The 20,971-nt window shown below is 46.3% G+C and carries 15 protein-coding genes; 12 read left to right on the top strand and 3 right to left on the bottom strand.

Features of this window, described 5'->3' with window-relative positions:
• The first annotated feature begins 511 nt into the window (after nucleotides 1-511).
• The 4 genes from NO989_RS17075 to NO989_RS17060 all read left to right on the top strand — a co-directional run bounded on the left by NO989_RS17075 (nucleotide 512) and on the right by NO989_RS17060 (nucleotide 5,396).
• Nucleotides 512-2,056, top strand: coding sequence for a M28 family metallopeptidase (locus tag NO989_RS17075; RefSeq protein WP_321824736.1), 1,545 nt, complete (start codon nucleotides 512-514; stop codon nucleotides 2,054-2,056).
• 47 nt (nucleotides 2,057-2,103) lie between these two features.
• A complete protein-coding gene (locus NO989_RS17070) occupies nucleotides 2,104-2,979 on the top strand; it encodes an EamA family transporter (protein WP_371342941.1) in 876 nt (291 codons plus the stop codon).
• Nucleotides 2,980-3,089: 110 nt separating this feature from the next.
• Entirely contained in the window at nucleotides 3,090-4,379 is a 1,290-nt protein-coding gene (locus NO989_RS17065) for a M24 family metallopeptidase (protein ID WP_371342940.1), read from the top strand.
• An 84-nt stretch (nucleotides 4,380-4,463) separates the two neighbouring features.
• Entirely contained in the window at nucleotides 4,464-5,396 is a 933-nt protein-coding gene (locus tag NO989_RS17060; protein ID WP_039228034.1) for an exopolyphosphatase, read from the top strand.
• Between the two features lie 50 nt (nucleotides 5,397-5,446).
• Here the strand turns inward: NO989_RS17060 and NO989_RS17055 are convergent, their stop codons facing one another.
• From NO989_RS17055 to NO989_RS17045, 3 genes are all read right to left on the bottom strand, one after another.
• Nucleotides 5,447-6,295, bottom strand: a complete 849-nt coding sequence (locus tag NO989_RS17055) for a LysR family transcriptional regulator (protein WP_014950370.1) — start codon at nucleotides 6,293-6,295, stop codon at nucleotides 5,447-5,449.
• Between the two features lie 106 nt (nucleotides 6,296-6,401).
• On the bottom strand, nucleotides 6,402-7,916 hold the full coding sequence (locus NO989_RS17050) for a tryptophan halogenase family protein (protein WP_371342939.1): 1,515 nt from the start codon (nucleotides 7,914-7,916) through the stop codon (nucleotides 6,402-6,404).
• The gene (locus tag NO989_RS17045) at nucleotides 7,916-8,941 is read right to left on the bottom strand and encodes a LacI family DNA-binding transcriptional regulator (protein WP_081106107.1); all 1,026 of its coding nucleotides are present in this window, start codon (nucleotides 8,939-8,941) and stop codon (nucleotides 7,916-7,918) included. The genes NO989_RS17050 and NO989_RS17045 overlap by 1 nt, the downstream gene beginning before the upstream one ends.
• A gap of 219 nt (nucleotides 8,942-9,160) precedes the next feature.
• Here NO989_RS17045 and NO989_RS17040 point away from each other — a divergent pair, with 219 nt between their 5' ends.
• The 8 genes from NO989_RS17040 to gcvH all read left to right on the top strand — a co-directional run bounded on the left by NO989_RS17040 (nucleotide 9,161) and on the right by gcvH (nucleotide 20,897).
• Nucleotides 9,161-11,887, top strand: a complete 2,727-nt coding sequence (locus NO989_RS17040) for a TonB-dependent receptor (RefSeq protein WP_014950367.1) — start codon at nucleotides 9,161-9,163, stop codon at nucleotides 11,885-11,887.
• Between the two features lie 110 nt (nucleotides 11,888-11,997).
• Nucleotides 11,998-14,550, top strand: coding sequence for a family 20 glycosylhydrolase (locus NO989_RS17035; RefSeq protein ID WP_371342938.1), 2,553 nt, complete (start codon nucleotides 11,998-12,000; stop codon nucleotides 14,548-14,550).
• Between the two features lie 85 nt (nucleotides 14,551-14,635).
• Nucleotides 14,636-15,541 carry a BadF/BadG/BcrA/BcrD ATPase family protein gene (locus tag NO989_RS17030; protein ID WP_061486371.1) on the top strand — a complete coding sequence of 302 codons (906 nt, stop codon included), beginning with the start codon at nucleotides 14,636-14,638 and terminating at the stop codon, nucleotides 15,539-15,541.
• A complete protein-coding gene (gene nagB-II / locus NO989_RS17025; RefSeq protein ID WP_061486370.1) occupies nucleotides 15,538-16,536 on the top strand; it encodes a glucosamine-6-phosphate deaminase NagB-II in 999 nt (332 codons plus the stop codon). Before NO989_RS17030 ends, nagB-II begins: the two co-directional genes overlap by 4 nt.
• On the top strand, nucleotides 16,533-17,684 hold the full coding sequence (nagA, locus tag NO989_RS17020) for an N-acetylglucosamine-6-phosphate deacetylase (RefSeq protein WP_371342937.1): 1,152 nt from the start codon (nucleotides 16,533-16,535) through the stop codon (nucleotides 17,682-17,684). Before nagB-II ends, nagA begins: the two co-directional genes overlap by 4 nt.
• Before the next feature lie 30 nt (nucleotides 17,685-17,714).
• Nucleotides 17,715-19,067, top strand: a complete 1,353-nt coding sequence (locus NO989_RS17015) for a sugar MFS transporter (RefSeq protein WP_371342936.1) — start codon at nucleotides 17,715-17,717, stop codon at nucleotides 19,065-19,067.
• Nucleotides 19,068-19,401: 334 nt separating this feature from the next.
• Nucleotides 19,402-20,481, top strand: a complete 1,080-nt coding sequence (gene gcvT, locus NO989_RS17010; protein WP_156078713.1) for a glycine cleavage system aminomethyltransferase GcvT — start codon at nucleotides 19,402-19,404, stop codon at nucleotides 20,479-20,481.
• A 26-nt stretch (nucleotides 20,482-20,507) separates the two neighbouring features.
• Complete coding sequence (gcvH, locus tag NO989_RS17005; protein ID WP_014950360.1) at nucleotides 20,508-20,897, top strand: glycine cleavage system protein GcvH; 390 nt, start codon at nucleotides 20,508-20,510, stop codon at nucleotides 20,895-20,897.
• Nucleotides 20,898-20,971: the final 74 nt, after the last annotated feature.

The raw sequence follows: 20,971 nt of genomic DNA, 5'->3' as shown, positions 1-20,971 counted from the left end.
ACAGCTCCATAGTAGACAGTGCATGGGCCGGAAGCACATGGAATTAAATTCGTGGGGATCCCTCAGGGTCAGAGTACTTTTTTCGCCACCCCCGAATAGTGGGGTCAGAGTACATTATTGGCTTTCCCTATTACAAAACCGAATAAATGTACTCTGACCCCATTATTGAAGCTTGGAAGTGTACTTTTTCATACATCACAGAAAACAGGCGGCAAAGCTCTCTAATTATCTATCTCGCTCCAAAAGCAAAGAAATGTACTCTGACCCCATTCTTTTGGTTTAGTCGTTTCGGCGTTGAGATAGTCAGCGGTACAGGATACTCTTCGGTATCCTTTTTTATTTGTACCAATGGCTTATGTTTACTTATCTTTGCAAACCTTATCGCGCCTTTTCCTTTGTCTGCGCTGCTTCTGTACTTACTTCTACTTTAACGACTGGTTCGGCGAATGCCGAAGTACCTGCTTCTAATTTAGCTCCGGTTAAATTGTCGGCGACAAAAAAAGGCGAAAAGATGACGCTGAGTAATGCCTCTATCGATTTGCACGTATATCGTCAGCACGTTAAAACACTGGCAAGCGATGAGTTTGAAGGGCGAGGGCCTTTGTCGAAAGGTGAAGAGAAAACAGTCGATTACTTGATAACCCAATACAAAAAGCTAGGGCTTAAGCCAGCCTTTGGCGATAGCTACACCCAAGCTGTGCCTTTAGCCAAAATAACGCCGAAGAACATTTCATCGTTAAAAATAGGCGGGCTTGATTTTAGCGCAGGCAGCGAGTTTACCGCCCGTACTCAGCGAATTGTTAATGACTACTCACTTGCTAATAGTGATGTAGTTTTTGTGGGTTATGGCATTAATGCCCCAGAGTACAATTGGAATGATTACGCCGGCCTGGATGTAAAAGGAAAAACCGTTGTAATGCTGGTAAACGACCCGGGTTTCGCTTCTAAAGATCCAGATCTTTTTCAAGGCAACGCAATGACCTATTACGGTCGCTGGACATATAAGTACGAAGAAGCAGCCAGGCAGGGGGCAGAAGCGGTTTTCATTATTCATGAAACGATGCCTGCGGGTTACGGGTGGGGCGTAGTCGAAAACTCAAATTCCAATACCAAATTCAGTTTAGTCGACGACAACAACAATGCTTCACAAGTCGGTGTAATGGGTTGGCTTCATTTAAATGCCGCAAGACAGCTATTTGAAAAAGTGGGTATGGACTATGGCGAGCTTAAAGACAAAGCTTCAAAGCCAGGATTTATGCCCATCGCGCTAAACACAAAAGCATCATTGGATTTCACCAATACTATTGAGCGTGCCGAGTCGCAAAATGTTGCAGGCATTTTAGAAGGTACAGATAAGCCAGAAGAATGGGTAATGCTTCACGCTCACTGGGACCACCTAGGCAAAGTTGAGAAGAACGGCCAAACCACTATTTACAATGGTGCGGTAGACAATGCGTCAGGCGTAGCAGGTGTAATTACATTGGCAGATGCGCTTTCAAAACGCGAAGAGGGCTTTGCACGTACACTAATGTTTAGTGCGTTTACCGCTGAAGAAACAGGGCTACTCGGTGCCGATTATTTTGCAAATAATCCACCGGTACCAACATCGAACATGGTGGCCTTTTTAAACATCGACGGCATGAATGTAAACGATGATGTTGATTACATTTTGCAGTACGGCGAAGGCTATTTGTCTATTGAAGACGATTTAGCGACAGCTGCTGCATTACAAGGGCGAATGGTCAAAATGGATCCGCGACCTCAAAATGGACTGTTCTTCCGCTCAGATCACTTCGCGCTCGCTAAGCAGGGCGTGCCTTCAATTTTGTTCATGAGCTTAGGCGATACCGACCCTAGCTTTATCGCCAAACGCTACCATAAAGCAGATGACGACTACCTTCCAAGCTGGACATTAGGTGGTGTGCAACAAGACCTCTCACTTATCGGCTCTATGCTGAACTACTATGCCCAAGGCGATGTGTGGCCATACTGGAAACGCGACTCTGATTTTAAAGACAAGCGCGTACAGGCAATGGAAGCTAAAGAGGCAAAGTAATTCGCGCCTAACTGTAGGTAGCGATATAACAAGGTAAAGCGACGCTAATGAGTTGGATTTTATTTACGTTGGGCGCGGTTGTTATGCAAACCGTGCGCAATGCACTGCAGAGCAAATTGAGCGGCGCAGTTAACACTTCTGGGGTGACGCTATCTCGCTTTATCTTGGCTCCGCCAATAGCCCTCGTCTATTTACTCATTCTCTACAGCAGTAGCGCCAGTCAAGTGCCTGAGTTCTCAGGCTCTTTTATTGCAGTGATACTGTGTGCTTCGCTACTTCAAATAGCGGCCACTTCTTTAATGGTGATTTTGTTCAAGCAGAAGAATTTTGCCATTGGCGCAGGTCTAGCGAAGAGTGAGGCCTTGGTGGCCGGCGTTGTAGGCATGCTCTTTTTCGGAAGTTATTTAACGCCCCTTGGGTGGGCGGGCATAGTAATAGGCGCAATAGCAGTATTTGTGTTAAGCAGCGGCAATCGGCTCCATGGCATTAGTGTGAAAACCATGGTTATAGGTCTTGCTTGCGGTACCTGTTTTGCGCTGACATCACTGTTGGTGCGCGAGGCAAGTCATATGCTAAATGTTCAGCATACGGTGGCTGCTGCTTGGGTGTTGTTATGGGTACTGTGTGTACAAACGATAAGTTTAAGTGGTTATATTGCGCTAACTAAACCCTTCGTGTTCAGACAGCTAACCAACGCTAAAAAGCAGGTGCTAGCGATTAGCACGGTAAGCTGTTTGGGCTCAATTTGTTGGTTCACCGCTATGGCATTGCAACATGTGGCGCTAGTAAAAACGCTTGGGCAGTTAGAGGTGTTACTTACCTTGGTACTCTCACATTACTGGCTAAAAAATACAGTCACAAAACGCGAAATTGCTGGCTTACTTCTTATTGGGCTTGCCGCGATCTTCGTTATGTGGGCATAAAGTGCTAGTAATAGTAAACACTAAAGTTTTTAGTACAAAATTAATTCAATGTTATGTTCATAAAATAAAAAGGTGCTAAACAACCTTAATTAAAACGACAGGAAGGGAACATGAATAAGCGACATTTCTTAAAATTAGCGGGCGCTAGCTTTGCACTTGCGCCTGTGGCTTCTATGGCTGCAATTAGTCAAACCAATACAACAAACATTAACGATATAAGCGGGCTAAGCGATATCACCACAAATGCGAAGCCGATTACCGTAGAAGAGCGTAAAGCGCGTATCGAAAAAGCGCAGTCGCTTATGAAAGCCCAAGACATTGCGGCGATTCTGGTCGAGCCTGGCGCAGCTATGGATTATTTTTCGGGGATTAAATGGTGGCGTAGTGAGCGCTTGACCGCGCTGGTTATCCCTCAAAAAGGTGACATGGCGGTGGTAACGCCATTTTTCGAAAAGCCAAGTGTGCTTGAGTCGTTAGCTATAGGCGATGATGTAAAAGTGTGGCAAGAGCATGAAAGCCCGTTTGATGTCGTAGCCAATATTTTAAAATCGCGCGGTATAACAAGCGGCAATATCGGCTTTGAAAGCAGCGTACGCTACTTTGTAGTTACCGGAGTCAGCCGATCGCTGCCAAACATTAATATCGTTCCCGCCGAGCCAATTACCCTTGGCTGTCGCATGTATAAAACTGCGAGTGAACTGGCACTTATGCATAAGGCCAATGAAGTTACTTTACGTGCTTACGAGTTTGTTTTTAGCAACCTAAAGCTTGGCATGAGTCAGCAGGATGTAAAAAGTTTGATGAACACCGCACAGCAGCACTTAGGCGGCAGCGGTACATGGTGTTTGGCGCTGTTTAACGATGCAAGTGCTTATCCTCATGGCACAAACGCAGCACAAACTATCAAAGAAGGCTCGGTGATCTTGCTAGACAGCGGTTGCAGCGTGCACGGTTACCAAAGCGACATAAGCCGTACTTTGGTATTTGGCAAAGCGTCTCAGAAAGTTCAGGACGTATGGCATACAGTAAGGGAAGGGCAGAACGTAGCATTTGCCGCAGCTAAAATTGGTGAGCCAGCAGGCAAAGTGGACGACGCAGTGCGTCAATACTATGCTAGCAAGGGGTACAGCAAAGACTATGCATTGCCTGGGCTAAGTCACAGAACAGGTCACGGTATCGGCATGGAAGGACACGAGAGCGTTAACTTTGTGCGCGGTGAAAATACGCCACTTAGAAAAGGCATGTGCTTCTCTAATGAGCCGGGTATCTATATTCCGGGTGAATTTGGGGTTCGCTTAGAAGACTGTTTGTACATGACAGAAACCGGCCCCGCTTACTTTACCGAACCGCCAGAAAGTTTGGCGAAACCGCTGGGTAAATTACTGAACTTAAAAAGCTAAATAAGAAGTTAATAAACCTGTCTCTCAAAATTTTTATTAGCTGTTACACTTAAAATTATTACCTAAGTGAATGATGGATAAACTATGCCTGAAAGAAAATTTAGATTGGTTACGCGAAGTGATTTCGATGGACTGGTATGTGCGGTTTTATTGAAAGATTTAGACTTAATTGACGATATTTTGTTTGTTCATCCAAAAGACATGCAAGACGGTAAAATTGATATTACCGAGAATGATATCACCACTAACCTGCCTTACGTTGCGGGTTGCCATATTGCCTTCGACCATCACTTAAGTGAAACAGTGCGTAACTCAGGCGATATTGATAATCACATCATTGACCCGAAAGCGCCGTCGGCGGCGCGCGTTGTTTACGACTATTACGGTGGTGCAGATAAATTTCCTAATATCTCAGTAGATATGATGGACGCGGTAGATAAAGGAGACTCTGCACAGTTTAGCGAAGAAGAAATCCTTGAGCCCACAGATTGGGTGCTCATGAATTTCATCATGGATGCGCGAACTGGGCTTGGTCGTTTCAGAGATTTCAAAATCTCTAACTATCAGCTAATGATGAAGCTAATAGATGCGTGCAAAGACCACAGCATTGAAGAAATACTGCAAATGGAAGACGTGGCCGAGCGCGTGAGTTTGTATCACGAGCACAATGAAATGGCGAAGGCGCAAATTGCCAAGTGTTCTACCGTATACGACAACTTAGTTGTGCTTGATTTAACCGACCAAGAAACCATTTACGCGACAAACCGGTTTGTTATTTACGCCATGTATCCCGACTGCAATATCTCTATTCACAAGATGTGGGGGCTGAAAAAGCAAAACGTGGTATTTGCTATTGGTAAATCCATTACTAATCGTAGCTCAAAAACCAATGTGGGAGAATTGTGCTTGAAGTATGGCGGCGGTGGTCACATGAACGCAGGTACATGTCAGGTTGAAACCAGCAAAGCCGAAACTGTACTCGGCGAGCTTATCGAAACCATCACGAGTGATGGCTAAAGCTAATTGAATAAGAACGGTGGGGCAGAAAAAGTACTCTGACCCCATTTTTATTGGGTTAGCCGAACTTTAAAGAATTCGGCAAGAGTTTTACTGATCACAGGGTGCTGTGTATCTTGATTGAACAGGCAAATATTTACCTTGCCTAATTTGGGCAGGTGCGGGTGGTTTAGCGCTACCAGATTTGCCGGTAAGCTTGATTTTGCTAGAGCTGTCACGCCTAAACCTTGCTGAATGGCGGCAACCAATCCGCCTAAATCTGCATTGGTATAGCTGATTTTCCATGCAAAGGTTTGCTGCTTTAACTGCTCAATAACGCGGCTTCGATACATACAACCGTCGGGAGCAAGCACCAAAGGAATATTGTTGCCAACCAATGGATGAGCCGTGTCGCCAACCCAAACTACGTCATCTTCTAACACTACTTCGCCTTCTGTCTGCTCGCCCGGATTTACTAACGCCAAAATTAAATCGAAATGATCGCGCTGCGACGGGTGCAGCAAATCGCGACTTAAGGCCGAGGTCACTTCAAGTGATACATCGGGATAGCGCTTTGAAAATTCGCCAATTAGACCCGGCAATAATGTAGAAGCAAATTCATTGGGAATGCCAAGACGCAAGCGACCGCTTAGCGGAGCAGGGGTTAAGCTGCGAAAGATGTTATCGTTAAGCTCTAGCAGTTCTTTCGCCTTTGGGTACAGCCAATTGCCGTCAGCGCTAGGCACATGCCGTTGCCCAACTTTAGTAAATAGCTTGCGGTCTAACTGCGACTCTAGCTTTTTAATTTGTAGGCTTATTGCCGGTTGAGAACGGCCCAAAAAGTCGCCTGCTTTAGCGTAGCCACCAAGCTCAATAACGCTAACGAAGGTGCGTAAGGTATCAAGGGAAAGCTGCTTCATAGTTAATTACACTTTCTAATGAATTTGCCTGCTTTTATTATATTTTTAAATGTAAGCGGGCGAAAGGCGTAATTTTATATGTTCGTGCGTTCTAGCTTAGTTGGGGTTACCTTGCTCGATACGCTCCCTCTACCGATTGCTGCACAGTGCGAAGTGCAAGGGTGTTGGGTTGCGCAAGTGGCGTTGTGTTATTAGAAAAGCGCTTCATTCCCGCAAAAATGCAGTACCACGAAGGTCGCAAATAAACCAATTTGTTATCTACTTCATTAAGCGCTTGTTCAAAGCTGGCGCCTTTGTCCCACGCATTCAGCAAATAAGAAAGGGTATCCGGCACCTTTAAGTCTTCGCGACAGGCAACCCAGTAGGCACAATCGTCGCGAGTATTTAAATAGTAATGAGCAGCAATGTAATCCCGAATACCATCGAACATTCGGTTTATCTCAGAATTATAGCGTTCCACTCTTCGCGGATTGTTACTTTGCCAGCAATCGATAAAGTGATGCAGTGCGTACTGCACCAGCATAAGTGCGGTAGCTTCCAATGGTTCAATAAAGCCCTGAGACAACCCTATGCACAAACAATTACCTTTCCAGTGTTCTTCTAGTCTGCCTACGGTCATTTTCAAATGCCGAGCTTGCTGATGGGGTTGGTTTGGTTCTAATGCAAGTCTAAGTTCTTCTTCTGCTTGGGCTTCAGTGCAAAATTGTGAACTGTATACATAACCGTTGCCGGTGCGGCTAGTTAGGGGAATGTGCCACTGCCAGCCGTGATTAAGCGCAATAGAGCGAGTTTGTAATGCAGTTGCTGGTGATGCTGTCGCGTCGCTGGCAATGGCTACTGCTGAATCGTTAAACAAGGTGTCGGCATAGCTTGTAAACTTTCGCGACAGGGCTTGTTTGCCAAGAAGCCCTCGAAACCCCGAGCAATCAATAAAAAAGTCTGCGCTTAATGTATTTCCGTCATCCAGTTTTAGCGAGTTAATAGTGTGCTCATGACATTCTACATTTGCCACAGTACCAATTTGGTGGGAAACCCCTTTATTCAGAGCATATTCTTTTAAAAAGTCACCTAACAGCCCTGCATCAAAATGATAGGCGTAATCAATATTCGCAGAACTACAAATGGCGTCGGGCGTAATGCCTTTTTCTACCATGTGCGCAGCAGTAAAGTAGTGCGACGGGTTAATGTCGTGCGAAGCGCCTTTTCTGTATTCATTTACCGCATTGAAGTACATATCCGCGGTGGGAATATCTAAAGAAGAGAAGAACGGGTGAAAATAGCTGTCTGAATCGATGAACGCGGGGCGCGTTGTTTTTGATTCAGCCGTTGTAGTCCAACGCTCAAAGCTAATGCCCATCTTATACGTGGCGCTGCACTTCAGCATCCACTCACTTTCATTTATTCCCAAAAACTCAAAAAAGTGGCGCAGATAAGGCGTTGAACCTTCGCCTACGCCAACGGTGCTGATAACCGCAGATTCAAGAAGCGTTATTTTAGGGGCGGGGGCAGGTACATTATTGTTATTGGCCATCAACTCGGCGGTTCTTGCTAAGTAGCACGCCGTCATCCAGCCTGCTGTTCCGCCACCCACAATCACGATTTCTTGAGGTAATTTGTTCATTACTGTTTCTCGGTTGACGCGCGCACTACCAGTTCAGGGATGAAAGTATGGTTAAGATTGTCGTGGGCGGCTTTGGCTTTTTTAGCTCGTAAATACTGAATTAACGACGCCGCAGCATGCTGCGCTATCTCATTAGTTGGCTGAGATGCCGTAGTTAACGGCGGAAAAGTCTGACGAGAAAAGGGGCTGTTCTCGAACCCGGCAATTGCGAGTTCTTGAGGAACATCTACCCCCTTCATTCGTGCACCAAACAACGTACCCGCTGCAATCTCATCGTTACACGCAAACACAGCGGTAGGGGGCGGCGACATGGCAAGCAGCGTTTCAGAGCTTTTAACCCCAGTTTCAAATGAGTAGGTGCCCTTGATAATTAACGACTCATCAATTGCAATACCCGCTTTTTCTAACGCCGCTTTGTAGCCGTTCAAACGCTCAATGGTGGATTTGTGAATTTCTTCACCGGCAATAAACGCAATGTTTTTGTGACCCTGGCCAATAAGGTGCTCAGTAATATCGTATGCCGCTTTGAAGTCGTTCACCAACACGTAGGGGAGGGGCGATGGAAATAGGCCATCTCCAGATAAAATACGCACATAACTTATTTGGTTTTGATCAAGTTCCGATAATACCTCGGGCATTTCTGACAGCGGAGGCGAAAGGATAAGGCCAGCCAATTGCGCGGTGTCTACCATGTCCACCAGTTCTTTCGCTATGTTTTTAGAGCTTGCATCGCACGGGTGAATTAACAATTCGAAATTGTTTTTGCGACACACATCCAATATGCCTTTTTGCATATCGATTATGTAGTAAGCGTTGGGGTTGTCGTATACGTAACCCAGTACCGATGCTCCTTTACTTGCTAAGTCTCGTGCTGCCTTATTCGGCGTGTATTTTAAGGCCTTTATCGCCTCTTCAACACGTTGCAAGGTGTCGGGTTTTACCGTGCCTTCCTTGTTAATTACGCGCGAAACGGTCTTTATCGAAACACCCGCCATTTCGGCAACACTTTTGATGGTAGCAGCCAAATTCGATCTCACTCTAAAAATTGGTTTAATTTTCAACAATTAAGAAGCTTGTGTTACTTTTTTGTTAAAAAATTAATTGCAGCCTTACATTGTGTCATGTAAGTTAACATTCAATGACAGCGTTGTCATCAAAAAGCTGTACCCCACAACAACGCCTGTCATTTTATTATTTCAATAAATGACAGCGTTGTCATTTTTGGCTGAGAGAAGGTAAATACAATGTTCAAAAACCAACAACATAAACTAACAAGAAGTGTTCGCCTCGCCATAGCTATGGGCGCATTAACAAGTATTTCAGCACCTATTGCGGTAGCACAGGAAGCAGGTGAAACTGAAATCATCGAAGTCACAGGGATCCGCGGAAGCCAAAAGGCCAACATCAATGCCAAGCGTTTTTCTAACGCTATTGTTGACGCTATCACTGCTGAAGACATTGGTAAGTTCCCCGACAAAAACGTAGCAGAAACATTAGCCCGTGTTCCGGGTATTACCATCGACCGCGATTTTGGTGAAGGGCAAGGCGTAACTATACGCGGCGTTCAGCCAGACCAAAACTTGACCCTAGTGAACGGTCAAGCCGTGGGAACCGGTCAGTGGTTTGTGTTATCAGACGCAACCCGTAACTTTAACTTCGAAATTTTAGCGTCGGAAATGATTGCGGGTTTAGAAGTGTACAAGTCGTCTCAGGCAGACATTGATGAAGGCGCATTGGGCGGAACGGTAATTCTGAAAACACGTAAACCGTTCGACCTTGACGCTAATTCTGGGCAAATCTCGGTAGAAGGCCAGTATGGTGATATCGCCGATTCACTCGACCCAACGCTATCTGGTTTGTACAGCTGGAAAAACGATGACGAAACCTTTGGTATTCTTTTCTCAGGCTCTTATCAAGAAAGAACGGTAGAGCGTGAAACTAACGAAGACTTCGGCTGGTTCGGCCCTAGCATTCCTCGTATCGACCCACTTATTGAAGCACCTGTTGGCGCTTCACAAAAAGGCGCTATTCCATGGGGAATGGGCTCAGCGTTGTTTAAGCAAGACCGTGAGCGCGTTGGTTTTGATGTAACTGCCCAATGGGCACCTACCGACGACTTCGACGTGTCTGTCCACTATCTATCGTCAACGCTTAAAGCTGACAACGTAAACTCTAACTTGATTGGTATTCCGTTTCGCGGTGTGGCGTACACAGGTACAGACACCAGCCCGGGTACGGTGAGCAGCGACAACGTAGTAGAGTCGCTTAGCATGATGGGTGTAGATAACCGCCCTGAGTGGGCGCGCTTTATGGCGTATGACAACATCTTCCGCGATGGTTCTGAAATGTCTACCGAGATTGTAGATATTGAGGGGCACTACCTAATGGGTGATGGCAAGTTGCACTTCCAGTTAGGTACAACTACCGGTGAAGGCGAAAACCGAGATTTCTTTACTGAATTTTGGGCTAGCGCAAACGACCCGCGTGCAGCCATCGATTTTTACAACCCAGGTGGCGACAACCCGTATATCGATTTTACAACGGCAAGCCCATGGCTAGCTAACCCAACGGATGAAATGTGGTTGGGAGGAATATTCGACCAGCTAAATGCAACGGAAGATAAAGAAAACTATATCCAATTTGATTACGAGCATTCAGTAGACTGGGGTGCAGTAACCGAAATCAAAACGGGTATTAAGCGTCGCGATCGCAGCTTTGCGCAATCTCGCTACAGAACTGACTTGGCCAATTTAGCGCCGGTGGGTGAAGGTAGCCTTGGCCCCGCGTCATCGTTTTGGAATGGCGACATGATTAACGTGTCTCACGACAACACCAACGGCGTGGCTGCCAGCTATTTCTTCCCTGACAAAGACAGCATGTACAACGCATTATATAGCGTAGCCGAATGTGCTGATGATACTACTATACTTTGCCGCCGTACCGATGAATTCTTAGATGAATCTTCATTTGAGATAGAAGAAGATATTACTGCACTTTACGCCATGGCGAAATTTAGTGGCGATGGTTTCAGAGGTAATGTGGGTATGCGTTACGTTGAAACCGATTCAACTTCGAACGGTTACGACCTAACAACAGGCGAAGCGGTAGCGTTTGACGGTGGTTACAACGAATGGTTGCCAAGCATCAACTTGTCGTACGACTTATCTGAAGATGTGTTGCTACGTATGGCGGCAGCACGCGTGCTTACACGTCCAGCTCCGTTTCAGTTAGCACCTGCGGTAAACTTAACGCCTGAAACTAGCTCTGGCTCTGCTGGTAACCCGCAGCTTAACCCGCTAACTGCTAACCAATTTGAAGTGGGTGCAGAATGGTACTTTAGCGAATCGTCGGTAGCCGCGGTAACAGTGTTCAAGAAAGATATTAACGACTTTATCTTCACCAAAACCGTATCTCGTGAAATTGATGGTCAGCAAATCAATCAGCTAAGAACGCCAGAGAATGGTGGTTCAACCACAATCGACGGTATCGAAATGCAAATTCAGCATGTGTTCGACAACGGTTTCGGTGGTTACGCTAACTACACCTACACGGATGTGGCCGACGCACAAGTAGATGAAGCGGTTGCCGTTACAGACGATGACGGCAACATCATTGGTGCTACTATCGCAACGCGCTCAGTAAGCTTCCCGAACACGTCAAAAGACTCGTTTAACGTAGGTGTGTTCTACGAAACTGATCTTTACAGCGCGCGATTAAACTACAACTACCGCTCTGAGTACTTTATTGCCCAAGCTGAAATTGGCGACCAGTACCGCGACGAACAGTCGCAGCTTGATGCGCAGGTAAGCTGGAACGTGACAGAAACTATTACACTTAAAGCTGAAGCCCTTAACCTTACCGACGAAATCTGGGAGAACTACTATGTTCGAAGCAGTGACGGTAAGCGACTTGGTGGAACGCAAAGTGCCAATGGACGCCGTTTCTTCATTGGCGCTAGCATGAAGTTCTAGTTGCTAGTATGTGAAGATAGTTCGTGTGTTCACTATCTTCACTTAGCATAGGGTAGGGCGTTTGCTTTACCCTTGTTTTACTCTGAAATTGTGATTTAAGGATGTGCGACGTGATCCGCAATTCGACGAATTTTGTCAAAGCGTGCTTGAGCTTATCGTTACTACTAGTGGGTAGCGCTTCGGCAATGGCTGAAACGCCTTCGCTACAGCAAGCCAGCTTGAATGCGCTAGGAGAAAGCCTCGATATACACTACGAAGTATTAAGTAATGTGGACGATAGTTTGTGCCGGGTACATATTCCAAAAGGCGACTGCTTTTCGTCAGAGCTTACGATAGCAACCATGGCAACCCCCATTGAAGCCTCTACGTCGCTTTACTTTAGTCATATTGCGCCTATTCGCGGGTATGACTCAAAAAATGCAATTCGCATTGAGCATATAAACGGTGACCTGCACCGCCTAGCGTTCGAAGAAAAGGTGAGCGCAAGTGAGCAAGTTAAGGTAACGCTATCTGCGCCCTTTTGGCACGCGTCCCGCTCGGACGCAATGCCGAACTATTACTTAACTTACCCTGCTTTATCACCGGTGGTGGTTGCCTCCACAACCCGTGTGAAAGAGCCGGGAAGTAATTTGCTAATCAATCAACACACCGGCTTATGGAGCAAACAAGCCCAGTACAAACGTACTGAAAACGACAATACACCGCTTATGGACAGCGCGTATTTATACAATAAGGGCGATTCAGCGCTAACTTCAGATGATGCCGAGAATCGTGTTATTCCCAACGTAAGTCGAAGAGATGATTCGGGTAAATTTGTTGCAGCCGCGGGCATTAATATAGATAAGTCTGATCAAGACATGCTTGCTCCAGCCATTGAGCAAATGGCCTATTTTGGCCTGACTAACCAGAAAACAGGCTTACCGCTTAAGGTTATTATTCGCAGCGCTCACGATGCGAACGCCCTAGCAAATGAAGCTGCAAAAATAAACTCGAAAGAAGGCTACGCGCTTAGCATAACAGAGCAAAGCGCCACGATAATTGCCAACGATAACATTAGTGCTAACTACGGTTTGCTAACGCTAATGCAAGTATTTGATGCGCAGCATGGCCGCTTTCCTATCACTGAAATCGCAGACTCGCCACGATTCGAATTTCGCGGAATGCACTTAGATATTGCTCGCCACTTTCCAGGAAAGGCAGCGATTGAATCTGTTGTTCGCCAAATGTTCACCTACAAGCTCAATAAGCTACACCTTCACCTAAGTGATGACGAGGGCTGGAGATTAGCTATCGATGCTTTGCCCGAGCTTACCGAAATTGGTGCGTTTCGATGCCACGATTTGTCTGAAGCACAGTGCTTGCTGCCTCAGCTGGGAAGCGGACCTTTTAAAAGTGCTACAGGTAACGGCTTTCTTACGCAGCAAGATTACATTGAAATTTTAACAATGGCGCATGCGCGCGGCATTGAAGTTATTCCGTCGCTTGATATGCCTGGCCATGCCCGCGCAGCGATTGTTGCTATGAATGCGCGCTACAAGCGGCTTATGGCAGAGGGTGAATTAGATGCTGCAAATGAGTTTTTATTGGTAGATAAAGAAGATAAAACCCAATATGAAAGCGTTCAATTCTATTCAGATAACACCATAAACCCCTGTTTAGATAGCAGCTATCATTTTATCGAAACCGTACTTACTTCTGTGAAATCACTGCATGAAAAGGCCAACGTTCCGTTGACGCACTTCCATGTTGGCGCCGATGAAACCGCCGGTGCTTGGGTGAAATCCCCTGTATGCGCTGCGAAAGGTCAAAAGGCAGATGAAATACTGCCGGCTTTTGTTACCGAAGTGCAGAAAATTGCGCAAAAGCACAATATATCAATTGGTGGCTGGAGCGATGGCATGGAAAAAGCCGTAAATACACTGGATAACAGCAGCGCGTATACCAACGTTTGGCATTTGCTTGCGGCGGGTGGAGAGAAAACAGTATCGCATTTTGCGAAGGAGAATATTCCGGTAGTACTTTCGTTTCCAGACGTGCTTTATTTCGACTTTCCTTACCAAAGTAATCCTTATGAGCCTGGCTATTACTGGGGTTCACGGGCAACCGATACCGAAAAAGTATTTTCGTTTATGCCCGAACAGCTGCCGCTTCATGCCGAGTTATGGACCGACCGTATGGGCCACAGTTACAGCAGTTCTGCTGAGGCCGACACATCATCAGTAATCGGTATTCAGGGGCAGCTGTGGTCAGAAGTCACCGTGAATCAAGATGCCGTGGAATATATGGTGTTTCCCCGACTATTGGCCTTGGCTGAACGCGCTTGGCACTACGCACCATGGCAACAAAACGCGAAAGCACTTCATGAAAAAGGCGGTTTAGTAAACCGGCAGGTAAGCGACTGTCAAGCGTTTGAGTTAGCGTTATTTAACCGCCATGCACCCGCGCTAGTGCTGCAGGGAGTGAATGTGCGTGTACCTACGCCAGCAGCGGTAATTAACAATGGTAAGTTACATATGAAGCCAGTGTCTGGTTTTACGATGGAGTACTTAACTTCAGATAATAAGTGGGAAACCTTTACTGCTCCTGTTGAAGTGAAGGGGAACGTAACTGTTCGCGCTAGAATTGCGGGAACACAGCAAATGAGTCGACAGGTGCAGCTGTAAGTGCCTGTTTTTATTGGTTAAAATGACAGCTTTGTCATATTTTTACCAAGTGTATCTATGCATTTATCTATACTGAGATGTTTAAATGAGCTCTGATTTATTTTTTATTGGCATAGACGGTGGTGGCACCAAGTGCCGAGCACGATTAGAAGACGTTGACGGAAATGTCTTAGGTGAGGGCGTAAGTGGCCCTGCCAATATTATGCGCGATAGCGATTTAGCTAAAGCGTCGATAGTAGATGCGATTAATATCGCTATTTCGAATGCAGGGAACGCCAACACATCTAAGCAAATTTCGCTGTCGCAGTGCGTGGTAGGCGCCGGTCTAGCTGGCGCAAACATTGAGTCTGCGAAGCAACAGTTTGAACAATGGCAGCACCCGTTTCATTCGCTACACGTGTTAAGCGATTTACACGCCGCATGCGTTGGAGCACATAACGGAAACCCGGGAGCTGCGATAATTATTGGTACGGGTTCATCGGGCACTATGTGGCAAGATGAATCTTTTCAAGATGTTGGTGGGCACGGGTTTCCTATCGGCGACAAAGCCAGTGGGGCTTGGCTAGGCTTAAAGGCCGTGCAGCACACGCTATTGTGTTTAGATGAGTTGGAAGAAAAGGATGAACTTGCAGCAGAAGTGTGTAACGCCCTGCAATCATCATGTACCCAAGAAATCGTAGCGAAATGTGCGGAATTTAACACCCATCACTATGCCGCCTTGGTAGAACGTATGCTGCCTTTGCTATACACAAAGCAAAACAAGGTTACCGCACTTTTTGAAGAAGGTGCCCTTTACATCGAGCGTATGGCAAAGCGACTTCTTGCTAATCACAACCATTGTTTAGCCATGATAGGTGGGCTTAGCAATGTTTATTCAGCCTATTTTTCAGAATCCATCAAAGCACGTTTAGTACCCTGCAAAGCAACGCCGCAGCAAGGTGCTATTTATCATGCAAAAGCCGCGTTTAATCACAAAGAAGGTGAGAAATGAGTTTATCTATAATGGCAAAAGAAGCCAGAGAGTTTCCGTCAGTTATTGCACAGCAGTTAGATAAGAATGATGAAGCGATCAGTCAGTTAGCGGGTAGGTTACAGCAATTAAACCCTAACTTAATTTACATCATTGGTCGCGGTTCGTCAGATCATGCCGGCGTGTTTGGAAAGTATCTCTTTGAAACCGAAATGGGTATTCCAGTGTGCAGTGCCGCCCTTTCAATTGCAGGCATATTTAAACGCCAATTGAATTTGAAGGGGGCGGTAGCTTTTATCATCTCTCAATCTGGTCGCAGCCCAGATATACTAAAGCAAACCGAGTCGGCCAAAAACGGCGGGGCGTTTACGGTTGCCTTCGTGAATGATGAAACGTCGCCATTAGCCGAGCTGGCTGATGCCGTTATTCCTTTATCTGCCGGGGAAGAAAAAGCAGTAGCGGCTACTAAGAGCTTTTTAGCAACGCTGTCGGCGCTTCTTCATTTGTGTGCCCGTTGGAGCGAAAATACCTCGCTATTTAATGCGCTAAAAGCCATGCCTTCGCAGCTAGAAGCGGTAATCAATGCGCCGTCTCAGTTATCAAAAGCCCATCTTGAAAATACGCGAAACACCATTGTTTTAGGGCGCGGCTTTGGCTATGCGGTTGGGCGAGAAGTAGCGCTTAAATTAAAAGAAGTATTGGGTATACACGCCGAAGCGTTTAGCAGTGCAGAGTTCATCCATGGCCCAGTGACGTTAGTTGAGAAAAAGCTGAAGCTTATTTCGTTAAACATAGAAGATGAGAGCGCATCTTTTCATCAAAACATGGTGCAAGATGTGAGATCCCGTGGCGGTGAGTGTATTGATCTGCAAGGCGGAGTAACGTCTTCACACCCAAGGCTGGACGCACTTTTACTAATGCAACGCTTCTATCTGGATATAGAGAAAATTGCCGTTGAACTAGGTTTGAACCCAGATACGCCACCCGGATTAAACAAGGTAACGAAAACCCAATGAAGACCATTATTCTGGCTGAAAAGGTGCTGATGAACGGTGCCTGGCAGCATAATCAGGTGCTAAGCATTGAAAAGGGTGTGATAGCTGACATTGCACCTCTTTCTTACTTTAAGAAAGACGCAACGGCGACAATCAACGAGCGCATACGTGGTGCAGTTATTCCAGGCTACATCGACACGCAGGTAAATGGTGGTGGAGGCGCGATGTTTAATCATGCTCCCACGCTTGAAAGCATAAATGTGATGGCCAAAGCGCACTTGAAATACGGCACCACCACATTGTTTCCAACGCTCATTACCGACGATATAGACACCATTGAGCAAGCGGCCGATGCAGTAAGCGAGGCTATTGAACAGGCGCACCCCAGTGTTGAGGGGGTTCATTTTGAAGGGCCGCACCTTTCTGTTGAGAAAAAAGGCGTGCACTTGCCACGCTATATTCGCGCACTTTCAGATCGTGAACTGGCAACCTATACCCGAAGAGATATTGGGCAAGTTCTTATCACCGTTGCGCCTGAAAACGTGCCTTGCGACATCATCCGAGATTTGGTGGGGCAAGGAGTTATTGTTGCATTAGGGCACTCAAACGCACCGTTTGAAACCGTGCAAAATGCATTAGACGCTGGGGCATCAGGCTTTACCCACCTATATAACGCCATGTCGCCACTGACTTCCAGAGAGCCTGGAATGGTGGGGGCGGCGCTACTTAACAACAGTGTTTGCGGAATAATTGTGGACCATCATCACATTCACCCCAAAGCGGTAGAGCTGGCTTACAAGGTGAAAGGGCCGCATCAGCTCATGCTAGTAACTGACGCCATGGCCCACGTGGGCGCAAGCGACGATACCATCGCGTTCTTCGATACTCATATCACGCGCCAAGGTAACAAGTTAACCACGCCCGACGGCACGTTAGCCGGTAGCTGTTTAGATATGCACGGCGCAGTAACGAACAGCATTAACGACATCAATATCGCATTAGAACATGCCAGTACCATGGCAAGCGCAACGCCAGCACGCTTCACCAAAATACATGATAGGGTAGGTGAAATAGAGGTAGGAAAGCGCGCTAACTTTTTAGTGATAAACAACGACAATACTCTGTTAGAAGTGTGGCAGAAAGGAAGTAAACGCCTTTGCGCTAACTAACAACATAATAATAAATAAGAGATCTTTGCTATGACACCACAAGCTCAGTCGCAAGTACCCAACGCAACAGGAATGGGGCGCTTTGTACCTATTCTAAGTATCGGTTTACTGTTTTTCATTTTCGGTTTCATTACATGGTTAAACGGGGCATTAATTCCGTTTTTGCAAATGGTGTGCGAGCTAACCGAAATGCAAGCGTTGCTTATCGCCTTTTGTTTTTACATCGCTTATGTAGTCATGGCGCTACCTATGGCAAAGATCCTCGAAAAAACTGGGTACCAGAAGGGCATGAGCCTAGGGCTTAGCATTATCGCCGTGGGATGTTTGTTGTTTGTACCAGCCGCGCTGAGCGCCATGTTCCCCGTGTTTTTGCTGGCACAATTTGTGGTAGGTAGCGGTTTGACCATACTCCAAACTGCATCGAACCCGTTTATTGTTCGCCTGGGTAACGAAGAAAGCGCTGCCGCTCGTATTGCCTTTATGGGCCTTCTTAATAAAGCGGCTGGCGTGCTGGCTCCTATTGTTTTTACTAGTCTAGTGTTAAGTGGTTTGCCTGACGTAAATCAAGAGTCGTTAAACGCCATGCCACAAGATGTAAAAGCCACGCTAGTTAACGATATGTCTGTCTCACTTGTTCAGCCTTACGTTGCAATGGCCATCGCACTGGGCGTACTGGCTCTGGTATTTATGCGCCTTTCATTGCCAGCCATTAATGATGAGCAAGCAGAAGGCGAAACTGTGGAAGCATCGCTTTCCTCAGATAAAGATAAAAAGATCCTGCATTTCCCACACTTAGTATTGGGCGCAATAAGCCTGTTTTTCTACGTTGGAGTAGAAGTCATCGCTGGCGACACCATTGGGTTGTATGGCTCTTCAATTGGCGTAGAAAACGCGACCACGCTTACGTCATTTACCATGATTGCTATGGTTATCGGGTACGCAGTAGGCCTTATTTGTATTCCTCGATTTATTTCTCAGCAAACGGCGCTACTAAGCTCTGCGGTGTTTGGCGTAGTTTTCACCACATGCATTCTAATGAGCTCAAACACTGATACTGGGATCTCTGAAGTGCTGTGGGGATGGACGGGCGTGCAATCGCTTCCTTTCTTACCTAACAGCGTGACGTGTATTGCGCTTCTTGGCTTGGCAAATGCCATGGTGTGGCCTGCAATTTGGCCGCTGGCGTTAAATAACTTAGGTAAATACACCGCACAAGGTTCGGCACTGCTTATCATGGGGATTGCAGGTGGTGCCATTTTGCCAATGGTTTACGGCGCAGCTAGTGAGCTAATTGGTGGTCAAAGTGCCTACGCGATCATGCTACCTTGCTACTGCTTTATTGCTTACTACGCCGTATTGGGCTGTAAAAAACAACGCTGGTAAATGCCAGTGTTTTACCGTGTGGCTCACGGTTCAACTGTTTAAAGAAATGCGCTTTTAAGCGCATTTCTTGTTGTTGGTCTGCGCTGCTGCATTAAAACTGGTGCTGTCGGATTAAATGTCGGTGCTGTCGTATAAGAAAAGACAAGTAGCTGCAGTAGTTTTACGAGTCTTCACAAAGTCTTAACTTATACTGAATATTTGTATTTCTGATGTTCAGTGTTCAATACATTTGCTTTTTAAATGTATTGATAAAAATTTCCAATTTGTTGCATAAACGTTAGCTCACTATACTCAATTTCGTTTTCTACCTTTCAAATCAAAAAGAGTAAGTGGAATGTCTAGTACCACCGCCCTACACGCAAAGCACCTAGAAGCCGGTGCGAAAATGGTCGATTTCTTCGGCTGGGATATGCCAATTAACTATGGTTCACAAATTGAAGAGCATCACGCTGTGCGTCAAGACGCCGGTATGTTTGATGTGTCTCACATGACCATTGTTGACGTAAAAGGCGCGCAAGCCAAAGCGTATCTTCAGTACCTTTTAGCCAACGACGTGGCAAAATTAAAAGACAAAGGCAAAGCGCTATACAGCGGCATGCTTAACGAAGAAGGCGGTGTTGTAGACGACCTTATCGTTTATCACTTCGACGAAACTAACTATCGTTTAGTGGTTAACTCAGCAACGCGCGAAAAAGACATGAACTGGTTAATGAGCAAAGCAGAAGGCTTTGACGTAACCATCACCGAGCGCCCTGAATTTGCCATGATTGCCGTACAAGGCCCTAACGCAAAAGAAAAAGCCGCTAACCTGTTCAGCGCAGCGCAAAAAGAAGCGGTAGCGGGCATGAAGCCATTCTTTGGTGTACAAGCAGAAGACTTGTTCATTGCCACCACAGGTTATACCGGTGAAGCAGGCTACGAAATTATGGTGCCAGCTGAGCAAGCGGAAAGCTTCTGGCAAGCACTACTAGACGCGGGCGTTAAGCCATGCGGCCTAGGTGCTCGCGACACCCTTCGCCTAGAAGCAGGCATGAACCTATACGGCCAAGATATGGATGAAACCGTATCACCACTAGCGGCAAACATGGGCTGGACAATTACATGGGAACCGGCTGATCGTGATTTCGTAGGGCGTAAAGCACTAGAAGCGCAGCGCGAAGCAGGTACCGACAAGCTAGTAGGCTTGGTGATGACTGAAAAAGGCGTGCTGCGTCACGGTCTTAAAGTGAAAACAGAAAGCGGCGAAGGCGTTATCACTTCAGGTACGTTCTCTCCAACACTAGGTCACTCAATTGCGATGGCACGAGTACCAAGTGATGTTGGTGAAACAGTAGAAGTGGAAATGCGCAAAAAGTGGGTTACAGTAAAAGTGGTTAAGCCCTCCTTTGTTCGCAATGGAAAAAGTGTTTTATAAGTTAACAGAGAATAACAGGAACGATTATGAGCAACATCCCAACTGATTTACGCTATGCCGCTACGCACGAATGGGTTCGCCCTGAAGGTGACGGTGTTTTCACTGTAGGTATTTCTGAGCACGCACAAGGCTTACTTGGCGACATGGTTTTCGTTGATTTGCCAGATGTTGGCGACGCAGTAAGCACTGGCGACGACGTATGTGTTGCTGAATCGGTAAAAGCAGCGTCTGACGTTTACGCGCCAATTTCAGGTGAAATTGTAGCAATTAACGAAGACCTAGAAGATTCACCAGAACTAGTTAACTCTGACCCATACGGCGACGGTTGGCTATTCAAAATTAAAGCTGACGATGCGGCAGAAGTAGAAGGTCTACTAGACGCTGAAGGCTACGAAAACAGCATCGACGAAGAGTAATTCGTTACGCAGTTTTAAAAGAACCATAATTTGAAAAGGGGCATGAAGATAATTCAGCCCCTTTTTAACTTAAA

Origin of the sequence: Alteromonas sp. DY56-G5, assembly GCF_041414725.1 — a bacterium.
GTDB classification, from domain to species: Bacteria; Pseudomonadota; Gammaproteobacteria; order Enterobacterales; family Alteromonadaceae; genus Alteromonas; species Alteromonas macleodii.
This window is presented reverse-complemented; position numbering and strand designations above follow the sequence as displayed.